Source organism: Flavobacterium sp. A45 (assembly GCF_002001005.1).
In the GTDB taxonomy this organism is placed as follows: Bacteria; Bacteroidota; Bacteroidia; order Flavobacteriales; family Flavobacteriaceae; genus Flavobacterium.
This window is the reverse complement of sequence record NZ_MUNX01000070.1, coordinates 61,162-79,044: the sequence shown is the minus strand read 5'-3', so window position 1 is coordinate 79,044 and position 17,883 is coordinate 61,162. Positions and strand designations below refer to the sequence as shown.

General features: G+C 34.5%; 18 protein-coding genes. 12 read left to right on the top strand and 6 right to left on the bottom strand.

The window, feature by feature from the left end:
* Window positions 1-9 precede the first annotated feature (9 nt).
* The 4 genes from B0E44_RS07595 to B0E44_RS07580 all read right to left on the bottom strand — a co-directional run bounded on the left by B0E44_RS07595 (window position 10) and on the right by B0E44_RS07580 (window position 3,791).
* Window positions 10-534, bottom strand: a complete 525-nt coding sequence (locus B0E44_RS07595; protein ID WP_077372463.1) for a DUF6646 family protein — start codon at window positions 532-534, stop codon at window positions 10-12.
* A gap of 39 nt (window positions 535-573) precedes the next feature.
* Window positions 574-1,305: a metallophosphoesterase family protein gene (locus tag B0E44_RS07590; RefSeq protein ID WP_077372460.1), complete on the bottom strand. Its 732-nt coding sequence runs from the start codon at window positions 1,303-1,305 to the stop codon at window positions 574-576.
* Between the two features lie 399 nt (window positions 1,306-1,704).
* A complete protein-coding gene (locus B0E44_RS07585) occupies window positions 1,705-2,844 on the bottom strand; it encodes an ATP-binding protein (protein ID WP_077372457.1) in 1,140 nt (379 codons plus the stop codon).
* A gap of 74 nt (window positions 2,845-2,918) precedes the next feature.
* Window positions 2,919-3,791: an aldo/keto reductase family oxidoreductase gene (locus B0E44_RS07580; RefSeq protein WP_077372454.1), complete on the bottom strand. Its 873-nt coding sequence runs from the start codon at window positions 3,789-3,791 to the stop codon at window positions 2,919-2,921.
* Between the two features lie 225 nt (window positions 3,792-4,016).
* Between B0E44_RS07580 and B0E44_RS07575 the strand changes: the two genes are divergently transcribed.
* The 9 genes from B0E44_RS07575 to B0E44_RS07535 all read left to right on the top strand — a co-directional run bounded on the left by B0E44_RS07575 (window position 4,017) and on the right by B0E44_RS07535 (window position 13,649).
* Window positions 4,017-5,021 (top strand): MoxR family ATPase, encoded by a 1,005-nt coding sequence (locus B0E44_RS07575; RefSeq protein ID WP_077372451.1) that lies wholly within the window; start codon window positions 4,017-4,019, stop codon window positions 5,019-5,021.
* An 82-nt stretch (window positions 5,022-5,103) separates the two neighbouring features.
* Window positions 5,104-5,967, top strand: coding sequence for a DUF58 domain-containing protein (locus B0E44_RS07570; RefSeq protein WP_077372448.1), 864 nt, complete (start codon window positions 5,104-5,106; stop codon window positions 5,965-5,967).
* Window positions 5,968-6,033: 66 nt separating this feature from the next.
* A complete protein-coding gene (locus B0E44_RS07565) occupies window positions 6,034-7,659 on the top strand; it encodes a hypothetical protein (RefSeq protein ID WP_077372445.1) in 1,626 nt (541 codons plus the stop codon).
* A complete protein-coding gene (locus tag B0E44_RS07560; RefSeq protein ID WP_077372442.1) occupies window positions 7,659-8,660 on the top strand; it encodes a VWA domain-containing protein in 1,002 nt (333 codons plus the stop codon). Before B0E44_RS07565 ends, B0E44_RS07560 begins: the two co-directional genes overlap by 1 nt.
* Window positions 8,661-8,748: 88 nt before the next feature.
* Window positions 8,749-9,111, top strand: a complete 363-nt coding sequence (locus B0E44_RS07555; RefSeq protein WP_371594749.1) for a GxxExxY protein — start codon at window positions 8,749-8,751, stop codon at window positions 9,109-9,111.
* A gap of 65 nt (window positions 9,112-9,176) precedes the next feature.
* A complete protein-coding gene (locus B0E44_RS07550) occupies window positions 9,177-10,208 on the top strand; it encodes a VWA domain-containing protein (protein WP_077372436.1) in 1,032 nt (343 codons plus the stop codon).
* A gap of 53 nt (window positions 10,209-10,261) precedes the next feature.
* Window positions 10,262-11,008, top strand: coding sequence for a tetratricopeptide repeat protein (locus B0E44_RS07545; RefSeq protein WP_077372543.1), 747 nt, complete (start codon window positions 10,262-10,264; stop codon window positions 11,006-11,008).
* Between the two features lie 89 nt (window positions 11,009-11,097).
* Complete coding sequence (locus B0E44_RS07540) at window positions 11,098-12,843, top strand: BatD family protein (protein WP_077372433.1); 1,746 nt, start codon at window positions 11,098-11,100, stop codon at window positions 12,841-12,843.
* Between the two features lie 59 nt (window positions 12,844-12,902).
* Window positions 12,903-13,649, top strand: a complete 747-nt coding sequence (locus B0E44_RS07535; RefSeq protein WP_077372430.1) for a tetratricopeptide repeat protein — start codon at window positions 12,903-12,905, stop codon at window positions 13,647-13,649.
* A 262-nt stretch (window positions 13,650-13,911) separates the two neighbouring features.
* Here the strand turns inward: B0E44_RS07535 and B0E44_RS07530 are convergent, their stop codons facing one another.
* Window positions 13,912-14,412 carry a CvpA family protein gene (locus B0E44_RS07530; protein WP_077372426.1) on the bottom strand — a complete coding sequence of 167 codons (501 nt, stop codon included), beginning with the start codon at window positions 14,410-14,412 and terminating at the stop codon, window positions 13,912-13,914.
* Window positions 14,413-14,542: 130 nt separating this feature from the next.
* Here B0E44_RS07530 and B0E44_RS07525 point away from each other — a divergent pair, with 130 nt between their 5' ends.
* The 3 genes from B0E44_RS07525 (at window position 14,543) to B0E44_RS07515 (ending at window position 16,512) form a co-directional block, all read left to right on the top strand.
* Complete coding sequence (locus B0E44_RS07525; RefSeq protein WP_077372423.1) at window positions 14,543-14,899, top strand: hypothetical protein; 357 nt, start codon at window positions 14,543-14,545, stop codon at window positions 14,897-14,899.
* A gap of 109 nt (window positions 14,900-15,008) precedes the next feature.
* Window positions 15,009-16,028 carry a phenylalanine--tRNA ligase subunit alpha gene (pheS, locus tag B0E44_RS07520; RefSeq protein WP_077372540.1) on the top strand — a complete coding sequence of 340 codons (1,020 nt, stop codon included), beginning with the start codon at window positions 15,009-15,011 and terminating at the stop codon, window positions 16,026-16,028.
* A gap of 76 nt (window positions 16,029-16,104) precedes the next feature.
* Window positions 16,105-16,512: a hypothetical protein gene (locus B0E44_RS07515; protein WP_077372420.1), complete on the top strand. Its 408-nt coding sequence runs from the start codon at window positions 16,105-16,107 to the stop codon at window positions 16,510-16,512.
* A 108-nt stretch (window positions 16,513-16,620) separates the two neighbouring features.
* Here the strand turns inward: B0E44_RS07515 and B0E44_RS07510 are convergent, their stop codons facing one another.
* Window positions 16,621-17,616: an NAD(P)H-dependent glycerol-3-phosphate dehydrogenase gene (locus tag B0E44_RS07510; RefSeq protein ID WP_077372537.1), complete on the bottom strand. Its 996-nt coding sequence runs from the start codon at window positions 17,614-17,616 to the stop codon at window positions 16,621-16,623.
* Between the last annotated feature and the right edge of the window lie 267 nt (window positions 17,617-17,883).

The window sequence follows — 17,883 nt, the reverse complement described above, 5'->3', positions numbered from 1 at the left end:
ATTTAAGGTTTAATCTAAATTAAATGAAGCACCTACACTAAAGGTAACTTGATTGTTTAAATGATCGAATACTTCTTTTTCCTTGCTGTATTTTGCAATTGGGAATCCAAGTTCAGTAAAAATACCAAAACCGTCTGTAAAAAAATAACGGCCTCCAAGATGACCTCCAAAATTGCGTAATCCTAAGCTTAAACCTGGATAGATATCCAATTGATCTACACCAAGTACACTGCTTAAATTAGCATTAATTCTAAATTTAGCATCAAAACGGTCTTGAAATTCTGGTTTTGCGTCAACGTAAATGTTTTCGCCATAGATTCCTGAAAACTCATCTACTCCCAATAAATAAGAAGCGACAAATCCATAAGAGAAATTTTCACCAAGACCAAAATCAGCAGAAGCCTGAATTCCAGAACCTCCGTCTTGAATATTGGCTCCAATATTAATTTTTGCGTCACCTTTTCCTTTAAAGGCCTGTTGTGCATTTGTTATACAAAAAGTAGCTAAAAATAAAACTGTAATAATTTTTTTCATAATATAAAATAGGTAATAAATTTTCGGCAAATATAGTGTTTAGATTCTATTTCGACCTTTTTCAGTAGGATATAAACTGGGTAAAAGTTCGCTTTGCCAAAACTCTTTTGTATCGACGTCAAGTATTGTCAGGGGACCTTTGAAAGCAGCACTGGTATCGATATTCCAAATATTAGCTTTTTGCACAGGAGTGGTTTTTCCTATACGCGAGACAGGGGTATGACCGATATAGATTTCGTTATATAATGTAAATCGTTTTGGATAATACGGATGATCGGATTTCATTTTTGGATCTAATGCCAAAGCTGCTTCCCAAAGTGTTCGGTCCCAATAAAATAATTTAGGGAAATACTCGAAGTTCACCCCATTCATATTGGTGAAACCGGCATGGATAAACATCCGATTTTGTTCGTCCAAGTAATAGTCTTTTAAGGATTCTAAGAATAGGATATGTTTTTTTTTGGTTTCATTATTAACATCTTGATACGCTAATACTGTTGCTTCGCCACCATGCTGATACCATTGTTCGTTGTCTTTACTGTCCTTGAGCCATTCCCTTAGCAATTCATCATGGTTACCACGAATACAGATAATATCATGGGTCGTTTTCAATTCTATCAAAAAATCAATTACCTGTGGGGATTGGCTCCAGCCATCTACATAATCCCCCAGGAAAATGAGTTTGTCTTTTGGGGTTACGTTTGCTCTTTCGAAAATTTGATGTAAAGCTCTCAAACCACCATGTATGTCACCAATAACTAATGTTCTCATTTATTCTTAATTTGTTCTTTTACAAAAATAAGGGAAAAGAAGTGTTGGTTTAACTTTTTTTTGAAAGAGATGTTAGAAGTATGTTAATTAAAAAGGCTTTAAGTTTTTATTAAGAATAAAACCGTCAAATTGCCATTTATACCCGTTGAATTCCAACTTGATGCGAATGATAGTATAGTATTTTTCAGTACTTTTGAGTTTCAAAAAATCATTGTTTTTGGTGATTGCATGCTGTAATAAAACATTATAATTTTACTTAAAATTTTTAAGATGAACGCACTTCTCACTTTATTGCTTTTAATGACCAATTTTATTTGTCAAGTTATAAATGATGTGGTTGTTTGGCTAACAGGATTGTTCAGCTAATAAAGGCAGACCAAATGGCAATAAGTAAATTTATTATTGCACATCATATTTCATTTTTCTCAGAATTCGTAATGCTTCTTTAAACGAAAGATAGACTTGCGTAAACGGTTTTAATAACGTTTTGGCATCAATTAGTTTTTGTTTGGCATCTTCAAAACCATTAAGATAACAAATCATAAAAGTGGAAGGCAAATGATTCAGATCTTTTCGTTCCCGTTCCGACAATTTAATATTTTTTTCTAGTTTATGGAGTAATGCCATGTTTGAATTATAAATATGGTACAACATTTTTTTGTTGTATTCCGGCGGTTCAAAAAGTATTTTTCGATCAATTTTATAATACCCATTATCATGAAAATGGATTGTTTGTTGCTCTAGAGGATAGTAACTGGTTATGTCATTCAAGCCCAAAGGAACGTATTCAATAATCGTAAAACTATCTTCGTCGTAACTGATTTCAACCACATCTTGAGCGGAATAAAATAATTTGATCTGTTCGTTAATCAGTTCAATATCGACTCGTGACAAATAGGTTTTGTTTCTGGATTTTTTGGCAATTCCAGCCCAGCAAATCACAAACAATTCTTTGAAAACTTTGTATTTTGGAGCCATGTCCTTATGGCGAAAATTCATAAAATCAATCACGCCGTCAAGTGTGTATTCGATGCTGTTTCTCGAATTATTTTCGATACCAATAACGGTTTCAATATTATGAAAATTTTTCTCAATTTCGCCTTCAATTGGCATCGTATTACTGCCTTGTCGTATAAAAATACTGTTGACGGGAATAGTATGAATTCCTTTTTTGAAAAAGGAAGTTTTGCTGTTGGGTTTTATGGTTACGAGTCCAATCACTTTGTCTTTTGGCAAATTAGGGAAAGGGACATTTTCGTATTGAATTTTGGGCGGATTTTCCAGAAAAGCATTTACTAAATTCTGAATCCTGCTGTCATCAAAAAAATCGTCTCCCACAATTTGATTACTTTCATCTTCAACCCCTACAACTATATAGGAATTATTGGTTGGATTTGAATTGGATAACGCGCAAATGTGTTTCAAAAACTTGGCTTTTCCTTCTCTTGAATGCAGATTCAGCTGTCGCTTTTTGTCATAAAAACTGGACTCATCATTGTGAGCCAATAGGTTTTTAATAAGAAGACGCTTGTTTATCATTTTTTCTGAATTTGCAACCTAAAATTGTTACTTGAGAACAGTTTTATCCAACTGCCAAATCAATTTTGAATAGTCTAATCTACATCTTTTCCAGTACTCGCTGTCCAAAGTGAGAACCAATCCTGTAACTCGATTTCAATCGTCGTGGCTTGCATTAAATTGGCAAGTCTACCTTTGTCTGAGGTGCCACAAACGGGTAAAATTCCAGCGGGATGTTTCAGTATCCAGGCCAATAAAATAATATCATCGGTAACATCATATTTGGAAGCCAATTCGTTTGCAACTTTTTGAATGCGTTGTGACTGTTCGTCATCTTTTCTAAAGACAGTTCCTAGAGGTGACCAGCACATAGGAGTGATTCGGTTGGTTTGCATGTGATCTAAACTTCCGTTAATCATTGGATCCAAATGGGTAACAGAAAACTCAATTTGGTTGTAGTTTATTTTGGTTTTTGTCTCAATCAAATCGCTTTGGCTTGGTGTAAAATTTGAAACACCAAAATCCAAAATCTTTCCGTCAATTTTTAATTTTTCAACAGCTTCAGCAATTTCATCTACTTGCATTAATGGACTTGGCCGATGTAACAACAAAAGATCCAAATAATCAGTTTGTAAATTTTTTAAAGATTGTTCTGCCGAGGCGATAATGTACTCCTTGGAATAAGCATAATGTTTGATTGTATTGTTTCTTTTTTCAGACATCATTTGAATACCACATTTAGAAATCAACTGGATGTCTTTTCGGTTTATTTGGCTCTCGCCAAAAGCTTTTCCAAAGTCTTCTTCTGTAGTATAACCCCCATAAATATCGGCATGATCGAAAGTTGAAATGCCGCTTTCGAGACATAAATTTATTAGTTCTATAATTTGTTGAGTAGAGCAGTTTTTGCCCCAAGCTCCCCAAGTCATTGTGCCTGCAATTATTTTTGAAAATGGAATTTTGCTCATGGTTTTATTTTGTTATTCCCCCTAGTGATTTTGGGGGTAAATCTATGAATTTGATGTTTATTTTTTTTTGTTCTTAAAAATAGGTAAATACTATCATAATTCGTCCTTAAAATTAGGGGATTGGTAGAAGTTTTAACCATTTTTTAACATCTTACTTCTAAAAAAAAATTCAATTTGCACCATCAAATAAAAGAGATAAAAATTTAAGGGAATAAATATATAAAAATGGAAGAAAATACAACGACTTTAGACATTAGAGCAATCAATGAAAAAATCGAAAGAGAGAGTGCTTTTATAGACCTTCTCACTATGGAAATGAACAAAGTTATTGTGGGACAAAAACATATGGTCGAAAGATTGTTAATTGGACTTTTGGGCCAAGGACATATTTTGTTGGAAGGAGTTCCAGGATTGGCAAAAACATTAGCCATCAATACTCTTTCACAAGCCATTCATGGTTCTTTCAGCAGAATCCAGTTTACTCCCGATTTATTGCCCGCGGATGTTATTGGAACCATGATTTATAATATTAAATCCAATGAGTTTTCTATTAAAAAAGGACCAATTTTTGCTAATTTCGTTCTTGCCGATGAGATTAACCGTGCTCCTGCCAAAGTGCAATCGGCTTTATTAGAGGCGATGCAAGAAAAACAAGTAACTATTGGCGATACTACTTTCAAATTAGACAAGCCGTTTTTAGTTTTAGCAACTCAAAACCCAATTGAGCAAGAAGGAACATATCAATTGCCTGAAGCGCAAGTTGATCGTTTTATGCTGAAAACAGTTATCGATTATCCAAAAATGGAAGATGAGCGTTTGGTAATTCGTCAAAACCTTAAAGGAAGTTATGAAAAAGTAAATCAAGTAGTTTCTGTAGAGCAAATTCTTCGTGCTCAAGAAGCAGTTCGTGAGGTTTACATGGATGAAAAAATCGAAAAATACATACTGGATATTATTTTTGCAACTCGTTACCCAGAGAAATATAAATTGGCTGATTTGAAACCTTTAATCAGTTTTGGAGCATCACCACGTGGAAGTATTAATCTTGCTACTGCCGCCAAATGTTATGCTTTTATCAAACGTCGTGGATATGTAATTCCTGAAGATGTTCGTGCCGTAGTTCATGATATTTTACGTCATAGAATCGGAGTTACTTATGAAGCCGAAGCCGAAAATATTACATCGGTTGACATTATCAATAAAATCATAAACGAAATCGAAGTACCATAATAGGTGAAAAGTAATAAGTGAAAAGTAATTAGCCTTGGTTGGTTACTATTCACTATTCACTAATTACTAATTACTAAAAAAAATGGATACAAAAGAGCTTTTAAAAAAAGTACGTAAAATAGAAATCAAAACCAGAAGATTGAGCGATCATATCTTCTCGGGTGAATATCATACATCTTTCAAAGGGCGAGGTATGACTTTCAGTGAGGTGCGTCAATATCAATTTGGCGACGATATACGCTCCATCGATTGGAATGTGACTGCTAGGTACAACGAAGCTCACGTCAAAGTTTTTGAGGAAGAAAGAGAATTGACCATGATGTTAATGGTCGATATTTCGGGTTCTGAAAGTTTTGGTTCCAAGAACCAGTTTAAGAAAGAAATTGTTACCGAAATTGCTGCAACAATGGCATTTTCGGCTACTCAAAATAATGACAAAATAGGATTGATTTTGTTCTCGGACCAAATCGAATTGTATATTCCACCCAAAAAAGGGAGGTCTCACGTATTACGCATCATTCGTGAATTGATAGAATTTGAACCTAAAAGTCACAAAACAGATATTTCTCAAGCTTTGAAGTTTCTGTCGGGAACTCAAAAAAAGAAAGCAATCGTTTTTGTTATTTCCGATTTCATGTCGGGAGACTATGAGCAAACCTTGAAAATTGCTTCAAAAAAACACGATATCACAGGTATTCGCGTGTATGATATTAGAGAAGAAAAAATGCCAAACTTAGGAATGGTGTCGATGATTGATGCTGAGACAGGTGAAACACAATTGATTAATACAGGTTCAAAATCGGTGCGAATGAATTATGAGAAATACTTTCATGATAATGTGAATTATTTTAAAGAAACTTTCAGCAAATCGGGTTCAGGTGTTGTAAACACAAGAGTGGATGAAAGTTATGTCACCAAATTATTAGGCTATTTTAAATCACGATAAGACGAAACCTAGCCCCAATCAGTTCTGGAATATCCATTGGAACTGACAAGGTTAATTAGATAAAAAATGAAAATTAAACTTTACCTACTATTACTGCTGATTTCGACTTCTATTTTTGCACAGCAAAAAGTAGTTACCAGTATCGATACCACAAAAAATAAAATTGGAGCTGAGTTTAAACTGACTTTAAAAACTTCAGTAGATACTTTATCTAAAGTTGTTTTTCCAAAACTAAAAAACATTGGAGCGCTGGAAGTAATTCAGTCGTATCCAATTGACACCATCAAAAAAGACGACCGATACGAATTAATCAAAAAGTATGGTTTGACTCAATTTGATTCGGGGAAATACACAATTCCAAGTATAAAAATCTTGATAAACAACAAAGAGTTTTTGACGGACTCCATAAAAGTTGAGGTTGCCAATGTTGAGGTTGATACATTAAGACAAAAAATGTATGACATCAAAGAGATTGTTAAAGCCGAAGATTCTTCAGACTGGTGGAAATATCTTTTGGGAATACTATTGATTTTAGGAATTGGAGCTTTTGTTTATTGGTACACCAAAATTCGCCAGAAGAAAAAAATTGAAGAAGAAGTTTATAAAACTCCGATTGAAAAAGCGACAAGTCTGCTTAATATATTAGAAAAGAAAGAACTTTGGCAGCATGGAGAAGTCAAAGAATATTATAGTGAACTGACGGATATTGCCCGAAATTATATTGAAGAAGCAATAGAAATTCCCGCAATGGAAAGTACTACTTCTGAATTGATTGACGGATTAAAAACCGCTTCATTAAAAAAGAAAATGAAGCTTTCTCAGGAAACAATAGAGAATTTGTTTACCGTTTTGAAACAGGCCGATTTAGTAAAGTTTGCAAAGTCGAAACCGCTGGAGTATGAAATCACCGAGGACAGAAATAGAATTCAAAAAGCGATTTTAACACTAGACGAAGCAATTCCTGTTGAAGTTCCAATAGAGGAAGACACTATCCTGAATGAAGCTCAAAAGCAAAAACAAATCAAAATTTTGCTTAGAAAAAAGAGAAATCAGCGTATTGCAATATCGGTTGGGTCTGTTCTTTTTCTGCTTTTTGCAACGACAGCTTTCTTTGTCGCCACCAAAGGTTTTGATTATGTAAAGGACAATGTGCTGGGACATCCAACCAAAGAATTGCTGGAAGGCGAATGGGTTAAAAGTGAGTATGGAAATCCGGGCGTTATCATTGAAACTCCAAAGGTTTTAAAACGAATGGATTTGACCAAATCATTGCCAAAAGATGGAATGGCACTGATTAAAGAGATGCAGTCATTTGGATATGGAAGTTTGCTGGACAATTTTTATATTATGGTGTCCACAATGAAATACAAAAAAGAAGGCGCTTTAGATTTATCGAAAGCTATAGAAAGTTCTTTGAAAGTATTGGAAACTCAAGGCGCACAAAATATGATTGTCAAAGAAGAGGATTTCCAAACCAACAACGGAATTACTGGTAAAAAAGGATATGGAACTTTCTCAAGAATTGATGGTGAAAGCCAATCAAGTTCCAAAATATATTATGAAATCCTGCTTTTTGGACAAGAAGGAGGACTACAGCAAATTATGATTCTTCACGAAGAAGGAGATCGATATGCAACGGAATTGACAGACCGTATTATGAATTCGGTTGAACTTAAATCAGCAAGTAACTAATGGAAAAAATAACCTTTTTAAATCCAGAATTTTTTTGGTTGTTTCTTCTGATGCCTGTTGCGGTGGCTTGGCTGTTTTGGAAAAGGAACCAGCAGACAGCGGCCTTGAAAATGAGTTCACTTCAAGGCTTCAAAGGGACAGAATCTTTATTGGCAAAATTAAAGCCTGGGCTTGATGTTTTACGAATACTGGCATTATCATCATTAATCGTTGCATTGGCAAGACCAAGAACGGTAGACATCAGCAATAAAACCAAAACCACAAAGGGAATTGATATAGTTTTGGCAATTGATGTGTCCGGAAGTATGTTGGCAAGAGATTTAAAGCCAGATCGAATGCAAGCGCTTAAAAGTTTGGCTGCAGATTTTGTGGATGAAAGACCCAATGACAGAATAGGGCTTGTAGTCTATGCCTCCGAAGCTTACACCAAATCACCGGTGACAAGTGATAAAGCCATTATTCAAGAAGCCATCAGGAGTATTAAATACGATAATATTTTGGTGGATGGAACAGGAATCGGAATGGGGTTGGCGACAGCCGTAAACCGATTAAAAGACAGCAAAGCCAAAAGTAAAGTGGTTATTTTAATGACAGATGGTGTTAATAACGCCGGATTCATTGAGCCGGACACAGCATCTGATATTGCACGCCAATATGGGATCAAAGTGTATACTATTGGTATTGGATCCAACGGGATGGCAGAATCTCCTTATGCACTTGGACCTAACGGACAATTGATATTTAGAATGATGAAGGTGGAAATTGACGAACAAATGATGAAAAGTATTGCGAATAAAACCGGAGGTAAATATTTTAGAGCAACCAGTAATAGCAAATTGGCCCAAATTTATGGCGAAATCAATAAACTGGAAACGACTGAAATTGAAGAATTAAAATTCTACGATTATGACGAAAAATTTAGACCTTTCGTTTTGCTCGCTGGATTTTTATTGTTGTTGGAAATAGGTTTACGCAATACAGTGTATAGGAGTTTTATATAGGTTTAAACACAAAGTACACGGAGAATGCGCAAAGAGCACAAAGTGAATAATATAAAAGACACAAAACAGAGATGAGCGAGAATGATATATCAAAAATTGTTTTCGAAAGTGCATTAAAAGTTCATCAAACTTTGGTCCGGGTTTATTAGAAAGTGCTTATGAGGAATGCTTGTTCTATGAGTTAGAGAAACACAATTTAAAAATTGAGAAGCAAAAACAATTGCCTTTGGTTTATGAAGAAGTGAAGTTGGATGCAGGTTATAGAATTGATATTAGTATAGAAGATAAATTTATAGTTGAGATTAAATCAGTTGAAGCTTTAAATGATGTGCATTTGGCACAAGTGTTAACCTACTTAAGATTGTCAAATTGTAAATTAGGATTGTTAATTAATTTCAATGTTAATTTATTGAAAAACGGTGTTAAAAGAGTAATAAACGGAACTTTATAAAAGACAGTTTGCAATTAATTTTGTGAACTTAGTGAAAACTTAGTGACCTTAGTGGTTAAATAAAAATGGAATTAGACGAACGCAACTATTTATACTTTCTTTTTATACTGCCAGTTGTGGCGGTACTTTTTCTATTTAATTTATATTGGAAAAGAAAGAAACAACGTGAATTTGGAGATTTGGAAGTAATCAAAAGATTAAGTCCGGAACGTTCAGTTTTCAAACCAGTTTTAAAATTGATAGTGTTGCTTTTAGCATTATTGGCTCTAATTATTGGTTTGGTGAACCCTAAAATCGGGACTAAAGTCGAAACCGTAAAAAGAGAAGGAATTGACATCGTTTTTGCTATGGATGTATCCAAAAGTATGCTTTGTGAGGATGTTGCTCCAAGCCGTTTGGACAAAAGCAAACAAATCGTTTCACAAATTATCAATCAGCTGGGAAATGACAGGATAGGGATTGTGGCTTATGCCGGAAGCGCATTTCCGTTATTGCCGATAACAACCGATTATAGCGTAGCCAAAATGTTTCTGCAAAGTACAAATACCGATATGGTTTCCTCGGTAGGCACTTCTTTTGACGAAGCCATTAGGATATCTTCTACTTTTTTTGATGATAAAAAAACCAGTAAGCTGCTGATCATGATATCCGACGGAGAAGATCATTCCGAAGGAGCTGAAGCAGCCGCAGAAGAAGCATACAAATTAGGAATTAAGATTATCACGATTGGAGTTGGAACAGAAAAAGGAGGTACTATTCCTTTGAAAAGAAATGGAGTTGTCGAAAGCTATAAAAGAGACAAAAACGGAGAAATTGTTATCACAAAATTGGTTCCAAAAAACCTTGAAGCAATTGGGAAAGCCACAAAAGGAGGTTATGTAAACGGAAACAATACTAAAGAAGTTTTAGAATATATAAAAGCAACATTGGATAAAATCCAAAAGACAGAATTTGAAGCTACTCAAATGGCTGATTTCCAATCGCAGTTTCAATGGTTTTTAGGATTTGGTTTTCTGCTTCTGTTTTTGGATGTTTTCTTTTTGGAAAGAAAAACCAAATGGGTAAACAAATTGAATTTATTTGGAGAAAATAAATAAAGTACAAAAAGTAACTGCTGTTCAGTCATCTTGAAAGGAATATTGAAATGAAAATGAAAAATAGAATTATATACTTATTGCTGATACTTTTAACTTTTGCGGCTAATGCTCAAGAGAAAGACAAAGTTTTGCCTAAAGCAAATGAGGAATATGTAGCGAAGAATTTTGTGGAAGCTGAAGCCGATTATAGAATTTCACACTCTAAATTTCCAAGCCGAACGGTGGCTTCGTACAACTTAGGGAATTCCATTTACAGGCAAAACCAATTTTCGGAATCCAAATTTGCGTATGCCAATGCTTTGAAAAGTTTGAAAACTAGAACTCAAAAACACAAAGCCTTTCATAATTTGGGAAATGTTTTCATGAAAGAGAAGGATTATACCCAAGCTGTGGAAGCCTATAAAAATGCCTTGAGAAACAATCCTGAGGATGAAGAAACGCGTTATAATTATGCTTTGGCAAAAAAAATGCTAAAAGATAATCCACCTCCAAAGGACGATAAGAAAAAAGATAAAAACAAAGACAAGGATAAAGATAAGGACAAGGATAAAGATAAAAAGGACGACAAGAAAGAAGGCGATAAAGATAAAAAGGACGATAAGAAAGACGGGGATAAAGATAAAAAAGAGGATAAACCCAAAAACGATCAGGGACAACCAAAACCCAAACCGGGTGATATTCCCAAACAGCGTACCGAAAATCTTTTGGATGCAGTAAACAATGAGGAAAAGAAAATACAGGATAAAGTAAATGCTAATAAAGTAAAAGGATCTCCTGTAAAAACGGAGAAAGATTGGTAAAATTCAAGTTGATTTGTTTAATCGTTTATTTGTTTATTTGGAACACTTAAACGATTAAACAGTTAAACACTTAAACGATTAAAAAAGTAATGAAAAGATATTTAATTTTATTCCTATTATGTTTTCAAGGACTTTTGGCTCAAGTGCAGTTTGAGGCAAGAGTAAGCAAGACGACGCTTGGACTAAACGAGAGACTGCGTATCGATTTTGTGATGAATATTGATGGAGATAATTTTGTGCAGCCTTCTTTTGACGGATTTCGAATTATTGCAGGGCCGAGTCAGCAGGTAAGTCAATCTTGGATAAATGGAAAAACATCTTTCGAGAAAAGCTATTCATATTTTTTATTGCCCAACCAAAAAGGAAACTTGGTAATCAAGCAGGCAATGATTGAATATAATGGGCAGATATACAAAACACAACCTATCAGAATCAATGTAACTGCGGCTACAGAACAACCTAGAGATCCAAATGATTCACAGGTTTCAGCAGATGATAATCTATATTTAGTAGCCGATATCTCAAATACAAATCCATACATTAATCAACCTATCACGATAGTGTATAAATTGTATTTCAATAACATAGGGATTAGAGGTTTTGAAGAACTTAGCAAACCAAAATATAATGATTTTTGGAATCAGAACATTGATATCAAACGATTGGTTCCTGAAGAAGGAATGTTCAAAGGTGAGCAATACCGTTATGTTGTTTTGCGAAAAACAGTTTTATACCCTCAAAAGTCAGGAAAACTGGTTATAGAACCACTTTCGTTAAATATTGGAGTTCAATTACCAACGAATCGTAGAGATATATTCGGTCGAGTTATATTGGTTGAAGACAGCAAAAGAGTTTCTGCGGGAGCCAAAACCATTAATGTAAAACCTTTGCCGGAAGCTGGTAAACCACTTGATTTTACAGGTGCCGTTGGAAAATTTGATTTCAAGGCAATTCCGTCTAAAACTACATTGAAAAATGGAGAAAGCTTAGATTTGGTTTTGAGTGTAGCAGGAACAGGTAATCTTAAATTATTTACCTTGCCTAAGCCGGAAGTGCCAAATGCATTAGAAATGTATGATGCAGTTCACGACGAGAAAGTAAACACACCACTATCAGGAATGACCGGTAAAATATCAGATTCCTACACTATTATACCGCAGTTTAAAGGGGAATATGTCATAAAACCAATGCATTTTTCGTATTTTGATTTAGGAACAGGAACCTACAAAACGATAAGTTCCAAGGAAATTAAAATTAATGTTCTTGACGGACCTACACAAAAAGCTGATTCGTCTGCAACTGCTAGTGTAGGAAAAAACAGAATTGAAGGTGTGGAGCAGTTTAAATATATCGATTTAAAAACAAAACTAGTAACAAGGAATGAACCGGTGTTTTTTGGTTCGGATAAATTCTATGGATTATTGTTCTTGCCGTTCCTATTGCTTCCAATAATTGTATTGTTCAAAAAGAAAAAAGAAGCAATTGATAGTGATGTTTTTGGTAACCGTATCAAAATGAATAACAAATTGGCTAAGAAATATTTGTCCGAGGCCAAAAAACAAATTAACAACAAAGAGCCTTTCTATGTGGCTTTGGAAAAAGCAATGCATAATTTCTTGAAAGCCAAACTCCATATCGAGACTTCGGAAATGAGTAAAGATAATATTCAGGAATTGTTGTTGTCCAGAAAAGCCAAACCCGAAGTGGTCAATGATTTTATTGCACTTACCGAGAATTGTGAGATCGCAAGATATGCGCCATCATCAAGTGCAACAATACAGCACGATTTTGACAAAGCAGTAGCCATCATTTCTGAATTGGAAAAACAGATTTAATACCTAAGAAACTTAGAATCTCAGCAACTTAGAATCTCAGCAGCTTAAAAAAAATTAAAATGAAAAATATTTTTTACATACTATTATTAATCACACAAGTTTTCTATGCTCAAACGGGTTTTGAAAAAGGAAATCTTCTGTACCAAAACGGGGAGTACGCAGAGGCTGCCAAAGCTTATGAATCTGTTTTGGAGGCAAACAAAGAGTCTGTTGAGTTGTATTTTAATTTAGGGAATTGTTATTATAAGTTAAACCAAACAGCCCCGGCAATTTATAATTATGAAAAAGCTTTGGTTTTGGATCCTTCCGACAAAGATGTTTTAAACAATATAAAATTTGCCCAAAAGCAAACAATAGACGAAATCAAAGTTGTGCCAAAAGTTGGTTTTGAGAAATTGCTTCGCGATTTTACCGGGATTTATCCTTTTGATACTTGGGCATGGATTACGATTGTTTTTGCGTTTTTGTTCTTGTCGTTTTTTATGGGGTATTATTTTTATCAAACAGTAATTGTGAAAAGAATTTTCTTTGTGGGAATGTTTGTAATACTGTTGCTTCTTGTAATGAGTATTTCTGCCGCTTTTTTCGAGAAAAGTCATTTCGATAATGAAAGACCAGCCATCGTTTTTGCTGAATCTGTAGACGTAAGGAGCGAGCCTCAAAGTGCAAGCGCAACCACTTTTGTACTGCACGCAGGCACCAAAGTGTACGTGGGGGAAATTTTAGGGGCTTGGAAAAAAATTCAATTGACAGATGGAACCGAAGGCTGGATAGACGCTAGGGCAATAAAGGAAGTTAAAGATTAGTGTTTAGTTTGCAGACGGAAGATTTCAGAAAGCAGAAAGGAAGAATTCAGAAATTTGCAGGAGATAGATTTAATTAGTTTCCATATTTATATTTTGATTTCAAAAAAATAATCATTGGATTTATAAAAACAGAGTAGCCCACAGTCAAGAACTGTGGGCTACTCTGTTTTTTGATGTTATGTATAATTCGTAAAAAAATAATCTTATCGGATTCAAGAAATCTAAAATCTGCAACCTTAAAACTGCTATCTGCTAACTTAAATTACTTCCTCGCTTTATCATACCATTTTTCAATAGAAGGAAATATAAATCCTGATATCTTTTGAATTGGGTTAAAGAAAATGGATTTATCCAATGTTTCTTTTTTGGCTAAATAATTTTGGTAATTTATTTTTTCAAAAAGCGTCAAAAATATGCTGATGATTAAAATGGTTTTCAAAACTCTGAAAAAACCGCCTCCCAGACTGTTCATCCATCCCATAAAAGCAAAATCAGCTAAATTAGTCAGGAACTTTCCAAGCATATAAATTCCAATAACCACGACAATAAAAGTTAAGATAAAAGCAAAAACCTGAATAGTATATGGATTCCAATGCAGCCAGCCTGACAAAATATTCTTCACTATATCCGAAAATTTTATGGCAATGTAAATACCTAAAATAAGGGAAAAGAACGAAGCCATTTCGACAAAAAGACCGTTTCGGATTCCTTTATACAATGAAAAACACAATAGTCCGCCTATAACAATATCAAAAAAACTCATTTTTTTATTTTAAAATTTGGAGTTGCAAATATAAAAGAATTGATCGTTAACCATTGTCAATTTTCAAGTTCTTATCTTTGCGTAAAATAATTTGATTATCCTTTTTGAAAATCAACAATCAACGATCAAAATGTCAAGAGACACACAACTAAAAGAACGCTGGGAACGGCTTGTCGATATACTTTCCAATCAATTTTCGCAAGGCGAAGATTTGGATTTGGACGCCATTATTTATTTAATAGGAGTACAGGAATTAGGAAAAGTTCATCGCGAATACAAAAAAGACGAGAAACTAAATTTGATGCATATCGCTATTTGCCGATTATTGGAGCCTTATGGATTCTACGAATTCGACTATTTTGACGAAGACGGCTGGCCCCATTATAAGGTAAAAGAACAATTACCACCATTAAAAGCAGGAGAGCAATCCGTTTTAATGAAAGAAGCAATCGTCAATTATTTTCTGGAAAGAGAAGTGATTGATTAAATTTTGAGGATAGATACCAGTTTTCAGATTTTGGAACGGAAACTTTATACTTTAAACGGGATACTTGAAACAAATTTCCTAAATTTGCACTCTCAATTACGGAATGAAAATGATAGATAAGATAAAAGAATATATTGGTGAAGCTCAGGCGTTCTCCACAGAAAACACAGCAGAATTAGAAGCATTTAGAATAAAATTTCTTGGAACCAAAGGTTTGTTGAAAGATCTTTTTGCTGAATTCAAAAACGTACCCAATGACCAAAAAAAGGAATTTGGACAAGTAATCAATTTACTTAAAACTTCTGCTGAAGACAAAGTAAAATCCATTCAGGAAGCTTTGGCTGACAAAGAAGAGTTCAAAGGAATTTACGGAGATTTGACCCGTACGGCCGAACCGACAATTATTGGTTCACGTCACCCTATTTCATTGGTAAAAAACCAAATTATAGATGTCTTTTCAAACATCGGATTTAACGTTTCAGAAGGTCCGGAAATTGAGGACGATTGGCATAATTTCACCGCATTGAATTTACCGGAATACCATCCGGCACGTGATATGCAGGACACATTTTTTATTCAGACCAATCCTGATATTTTGTTGCGTACGCACACATCATCAGTGCAAGTGCGCTATATGGAGAACAACAAACCGCCTATTCGTACCATTTCTCCGGGGAGAGTTTTCCGTAATGAGGCTGTTTCGTCTCGTTCACACTGTATTTTTCACCAGGTAGAAGGATTGTACATTGACAAAGACGTATCGTTTGCCGACTTGAAACAAACCCTTTTGTATTTCACGAAAGAGATGTTCGGAAAATCAAAAATCCGATTGAGACCTTCTTATTTTCCGTTTACTGAACCAAGCGCCGAGGTTGATATTTATTGGGGTTTAAAAACTGAAACCGATTACCGTATCACCAAAGGAACCGGCTGGTTAGAAATTATGGGCTGTGGAATGGTAGATCCAAATGTTCTTAAAAACTGTGGCATTAATCCAGACGAATATAATGGTTTTGCATTCGGAATGGGAATCGAGCGTATCGCGATGTTACTATACCAAATTGGTGACATCCGTATGTTTTATGAAAATGACGTGCGTTTCTTAGAACAATTTAAATCAAGCATATAATTTAAGTCAAAAGCCGAAAGTCGAAAGTTTCAATGTTTGGGACTTTCGACTTTCGGCTTTATAACTTTTGACAACAATGAAAAAAGACATTAACATCCCCGAAGTAGAAAACGTATTCCTTGCTGCCGTTCAAGAATGGAGCGACGATTTTATGGAAAAAGTGTGGTATGCGTATTTAATAAACGATAGCGATTTTCAACTTGACAGTGTTATGGTAGTTTCCAAAGCTTTTGGAACCATCGACGGAGAAATGAAGAAAACTTCTCTTTTGCGTCACGCTTTTATGGAAGTTCCAGCCGTTTCAGTGGTTAAAATCGAAATGATGGAAAAAAGTGTATTGGCACTAAACAATGAGTTTATGGTGACCTATTTCATCGGAAGCACATTATACGACAAAAAGTTTATTTTCAAAGCCAACAGCATCAATGAAACTAATGTGGAAGAAGTGCCGCTTTTGTTTGTTGATGGAGTGATGGTGAAATAAGTATTCAGTTTTTTAGTGTCCGATGATTAGCTGAGGAAATCAAACAAAAAAGGCATTTTCATAAATTAGAAAATGCCTTTTTTGTTTTTTCAATCTAAAATCTGCAATCTAGTCAAGTTCCTCTGTCAATTTTTTAAACACGGCTTTGGCTTCTTTTCCTTCGTACAAAATAGCATAGACAGCATCAATAATAGGGGTTTTGGCGCCATAGCCTTGGTTTAGTTTATAGGCACTTTTTACGGCATAATAACCTTCGGCAACCATGCTCATTTCCATTTGTGCTGATTTTACGGTATAGCCTTTTCCAATCATATTCCCGAACATTCTATTTCTCGAAAAAACGGAATATCCCGTAACCAATAAATCGCCCAAATAGGCCGAATCATTAATGTTACGTTTCATTTTATGCACTTTCTTGATGAATTTTTTCATCTCACGAATGGCATTACTCATAATAACCGATTGGAAATTATCGCCATAACCCAATCCATGTGCAATACCTGCAGCAATAGAATAAATATTTTTTAGCATTGCTGCATATTCCGTTCCTATGATATCATCGGATATTTTGGCTTTGATATAGTTTCCGGATAAATTTTTGGCAACAATACCTGCTTTGTCAGGATCACCACAGGCAATGGTTAAGTACGAAAGTCTTTCCAGCGCTACTTCCTCAGCGTGGCAAGGCCCTGTAATTACGCCAATATTGTAATAAGGAATATCATATTTGTAATGAAAATGTTCTCCAACGATTAAACTGGTTTCGGGAACAATCCCTTTTATGGCAGAAAAAATTATTTTGTCTTTCAGGGAAACTGTTAGTTTTTCCAGCTCGCTGTTTAAAAAAGCGGAAGGAATTGCAAATATGATATAATCGGCATAAGCAACAGCTTCATTGATATCGTTGGTAAGTTTTAGTTTTGTATTGTCAAACTCTACAGAGCTTAAATAATTAGGATTGTGCTTGTGGTTTTTAATGTGTTCTATGGCAGCATCATTACGCATATACCATGAAATCTCGGGAAGATTTACACACAACATTTTAGCAATGGCAGTAGCCCAGCTTCCGCCACCAATCACTGCAAATTTTAAATTATCGGCCATTTTTTTATTAAATTTCATCAAAAGTACTTAAAAATATACCAATAACACAAATTAATTTTAATGATAAGCCTTGAATTTATGGAGCTTTATAAAGTTTTTGCTAAAAAAATAGATTATTTATATTTTTTTTTGATTTTATACAATATAAACACAACACTTGCGTTGTAAGTCATTATAAATAAATTGTTTAGAATTTAAATATAAGGATTGAGTTAGTTTTGTTTTAGTATTTTAAAAGGCGTTCTTATTGGTTAGATGAACGCCTTT

What these genes read in the sequence shown, in the direction of transcription:
- B0E44_RS07560 (WP_077372442.1), top strand. Translation starts at nt 7,659, where the DNA reads ATGGAAAAAATAACCTTTTTAAATCCAGAATTTTTTTGGTTGTTTCTT.
- B0E44_RS07565 (WP_077372445.1), top strand. Translation starts at nt 6,034, where the DNA reads ATGAAAATTAAACTTTACCTACTATTACTGCTGATTTCGACTTCTATT.
- B0E44_RS07510 (WP_077372537.1), bottom strand. Translation starts at nt 17,616, where the DNA reads ATGGCCGATAATTTAAAATTTGCAGTGATTGGTGGCGGAAGCTGGGCT.
- B0E44_RS07550 (WP_077372436.1), top strand. Translation starts at nt 9,177, where the DNA reads ATGGAATTAGACGAACGCAACTATTTATACTTTCTTTTTATACTGCCA.
- B0E44_RS07525 (WP_077372423.1), top strand. Translation starts at nt 14,543, where the DNA reads ATGTCAAGAGACACACAACTAAAAGAACGCTGGGAACGGCTTGTCGAT.
- B0E44_RS07515 (WP_077372420.1), top strand. Translation starts at nt 16,105, where the DNA reads ATGAAAAAAGACATTAACATCCCCGAAGTAGAAAACGTATTCCTTGCT.
- B0E44_RS07580 (WP_077372454.1), bottom strand. Translation starts at nt 3,791, where the DNA reads ATGAGCAAAATTCCATTTTCAAAAATAATTGCAGGCACAATGACTTGG.
- B0E44_RS07535 (WP_077372430.1), top strand. Translation starts at nt 12,903, where the DNA reads ATGAAAAATATTTTTTACATACTATTATTAATCACACAAGTTTTCTAT.
- B0E44_RS07540 (WP_077372433.1), top strand. Translation starts at nt 11,098, where the DNA reads ATGAAAAGATATTTAATTTTATTCCTATTATGTTTTCAAGGACTTTTG.
- B0E44_RS07575 (WP_077372451.1), top strand. Translation starts at nt 4,017, where the DNA reads ATGGAAGAAAATACAACGACTTTAGACATTAGAGCAATCAATGAAAAA.
- B0E44_RS07595 (WP_077372463.1), bottom strand. Translation starts at nt 534, where the DNA reads ATGAAAAAAATTATTACAGTTTTATTTTTAGCTACTTTTTGTATAACA.
- pheS (WP_077372540.1), top strand. Translation starts at nt 15,009, where the DNA reads ATGATAGATAAGATAAAAGAATATATTGGTGAAGCTCAGGCGTTCTCC.
- B0E44_RS07545 (WP_077372543.1), top strand. Translation starts at nt 10,262, where the DNA reads ATGAAAAATAGAATTATATACTTATTGCTGATACTTTTAACTTTTGCG.
- B0E44_RS07530 (WP_077372426.1), bottom strand. Translation starts at nt 14,412, where the DNA reads ATGAGTTTTTTTGATATTGTTATAGGCGGACTATTGTGTTTTTCATTG.
- B0E44_RS07570 (WP_077372448.1), top strand. Translation starts at nt 5,104, where the DNA reads ATGGATACAAAAGAGCTTTTAAAAAAAGTACGTAAAATAGAAATCAAA.
- B0E44_RS07585 (WP_077372457.1), bottom strand. Translation starts at nt 2,844, where the DNA reads ATGATAAACAAGCGTCTTCTTATTAAAAACCTATTGGCTCACAATGAT.
- B0E44_RS07590 (WP_077372460.1), bottom strand. Translation starts at nt 1,305, where the DNA reads ATGAGAACATTAGTTATTGGTGACATACATGGTGGTTTGAGAGCTTTA.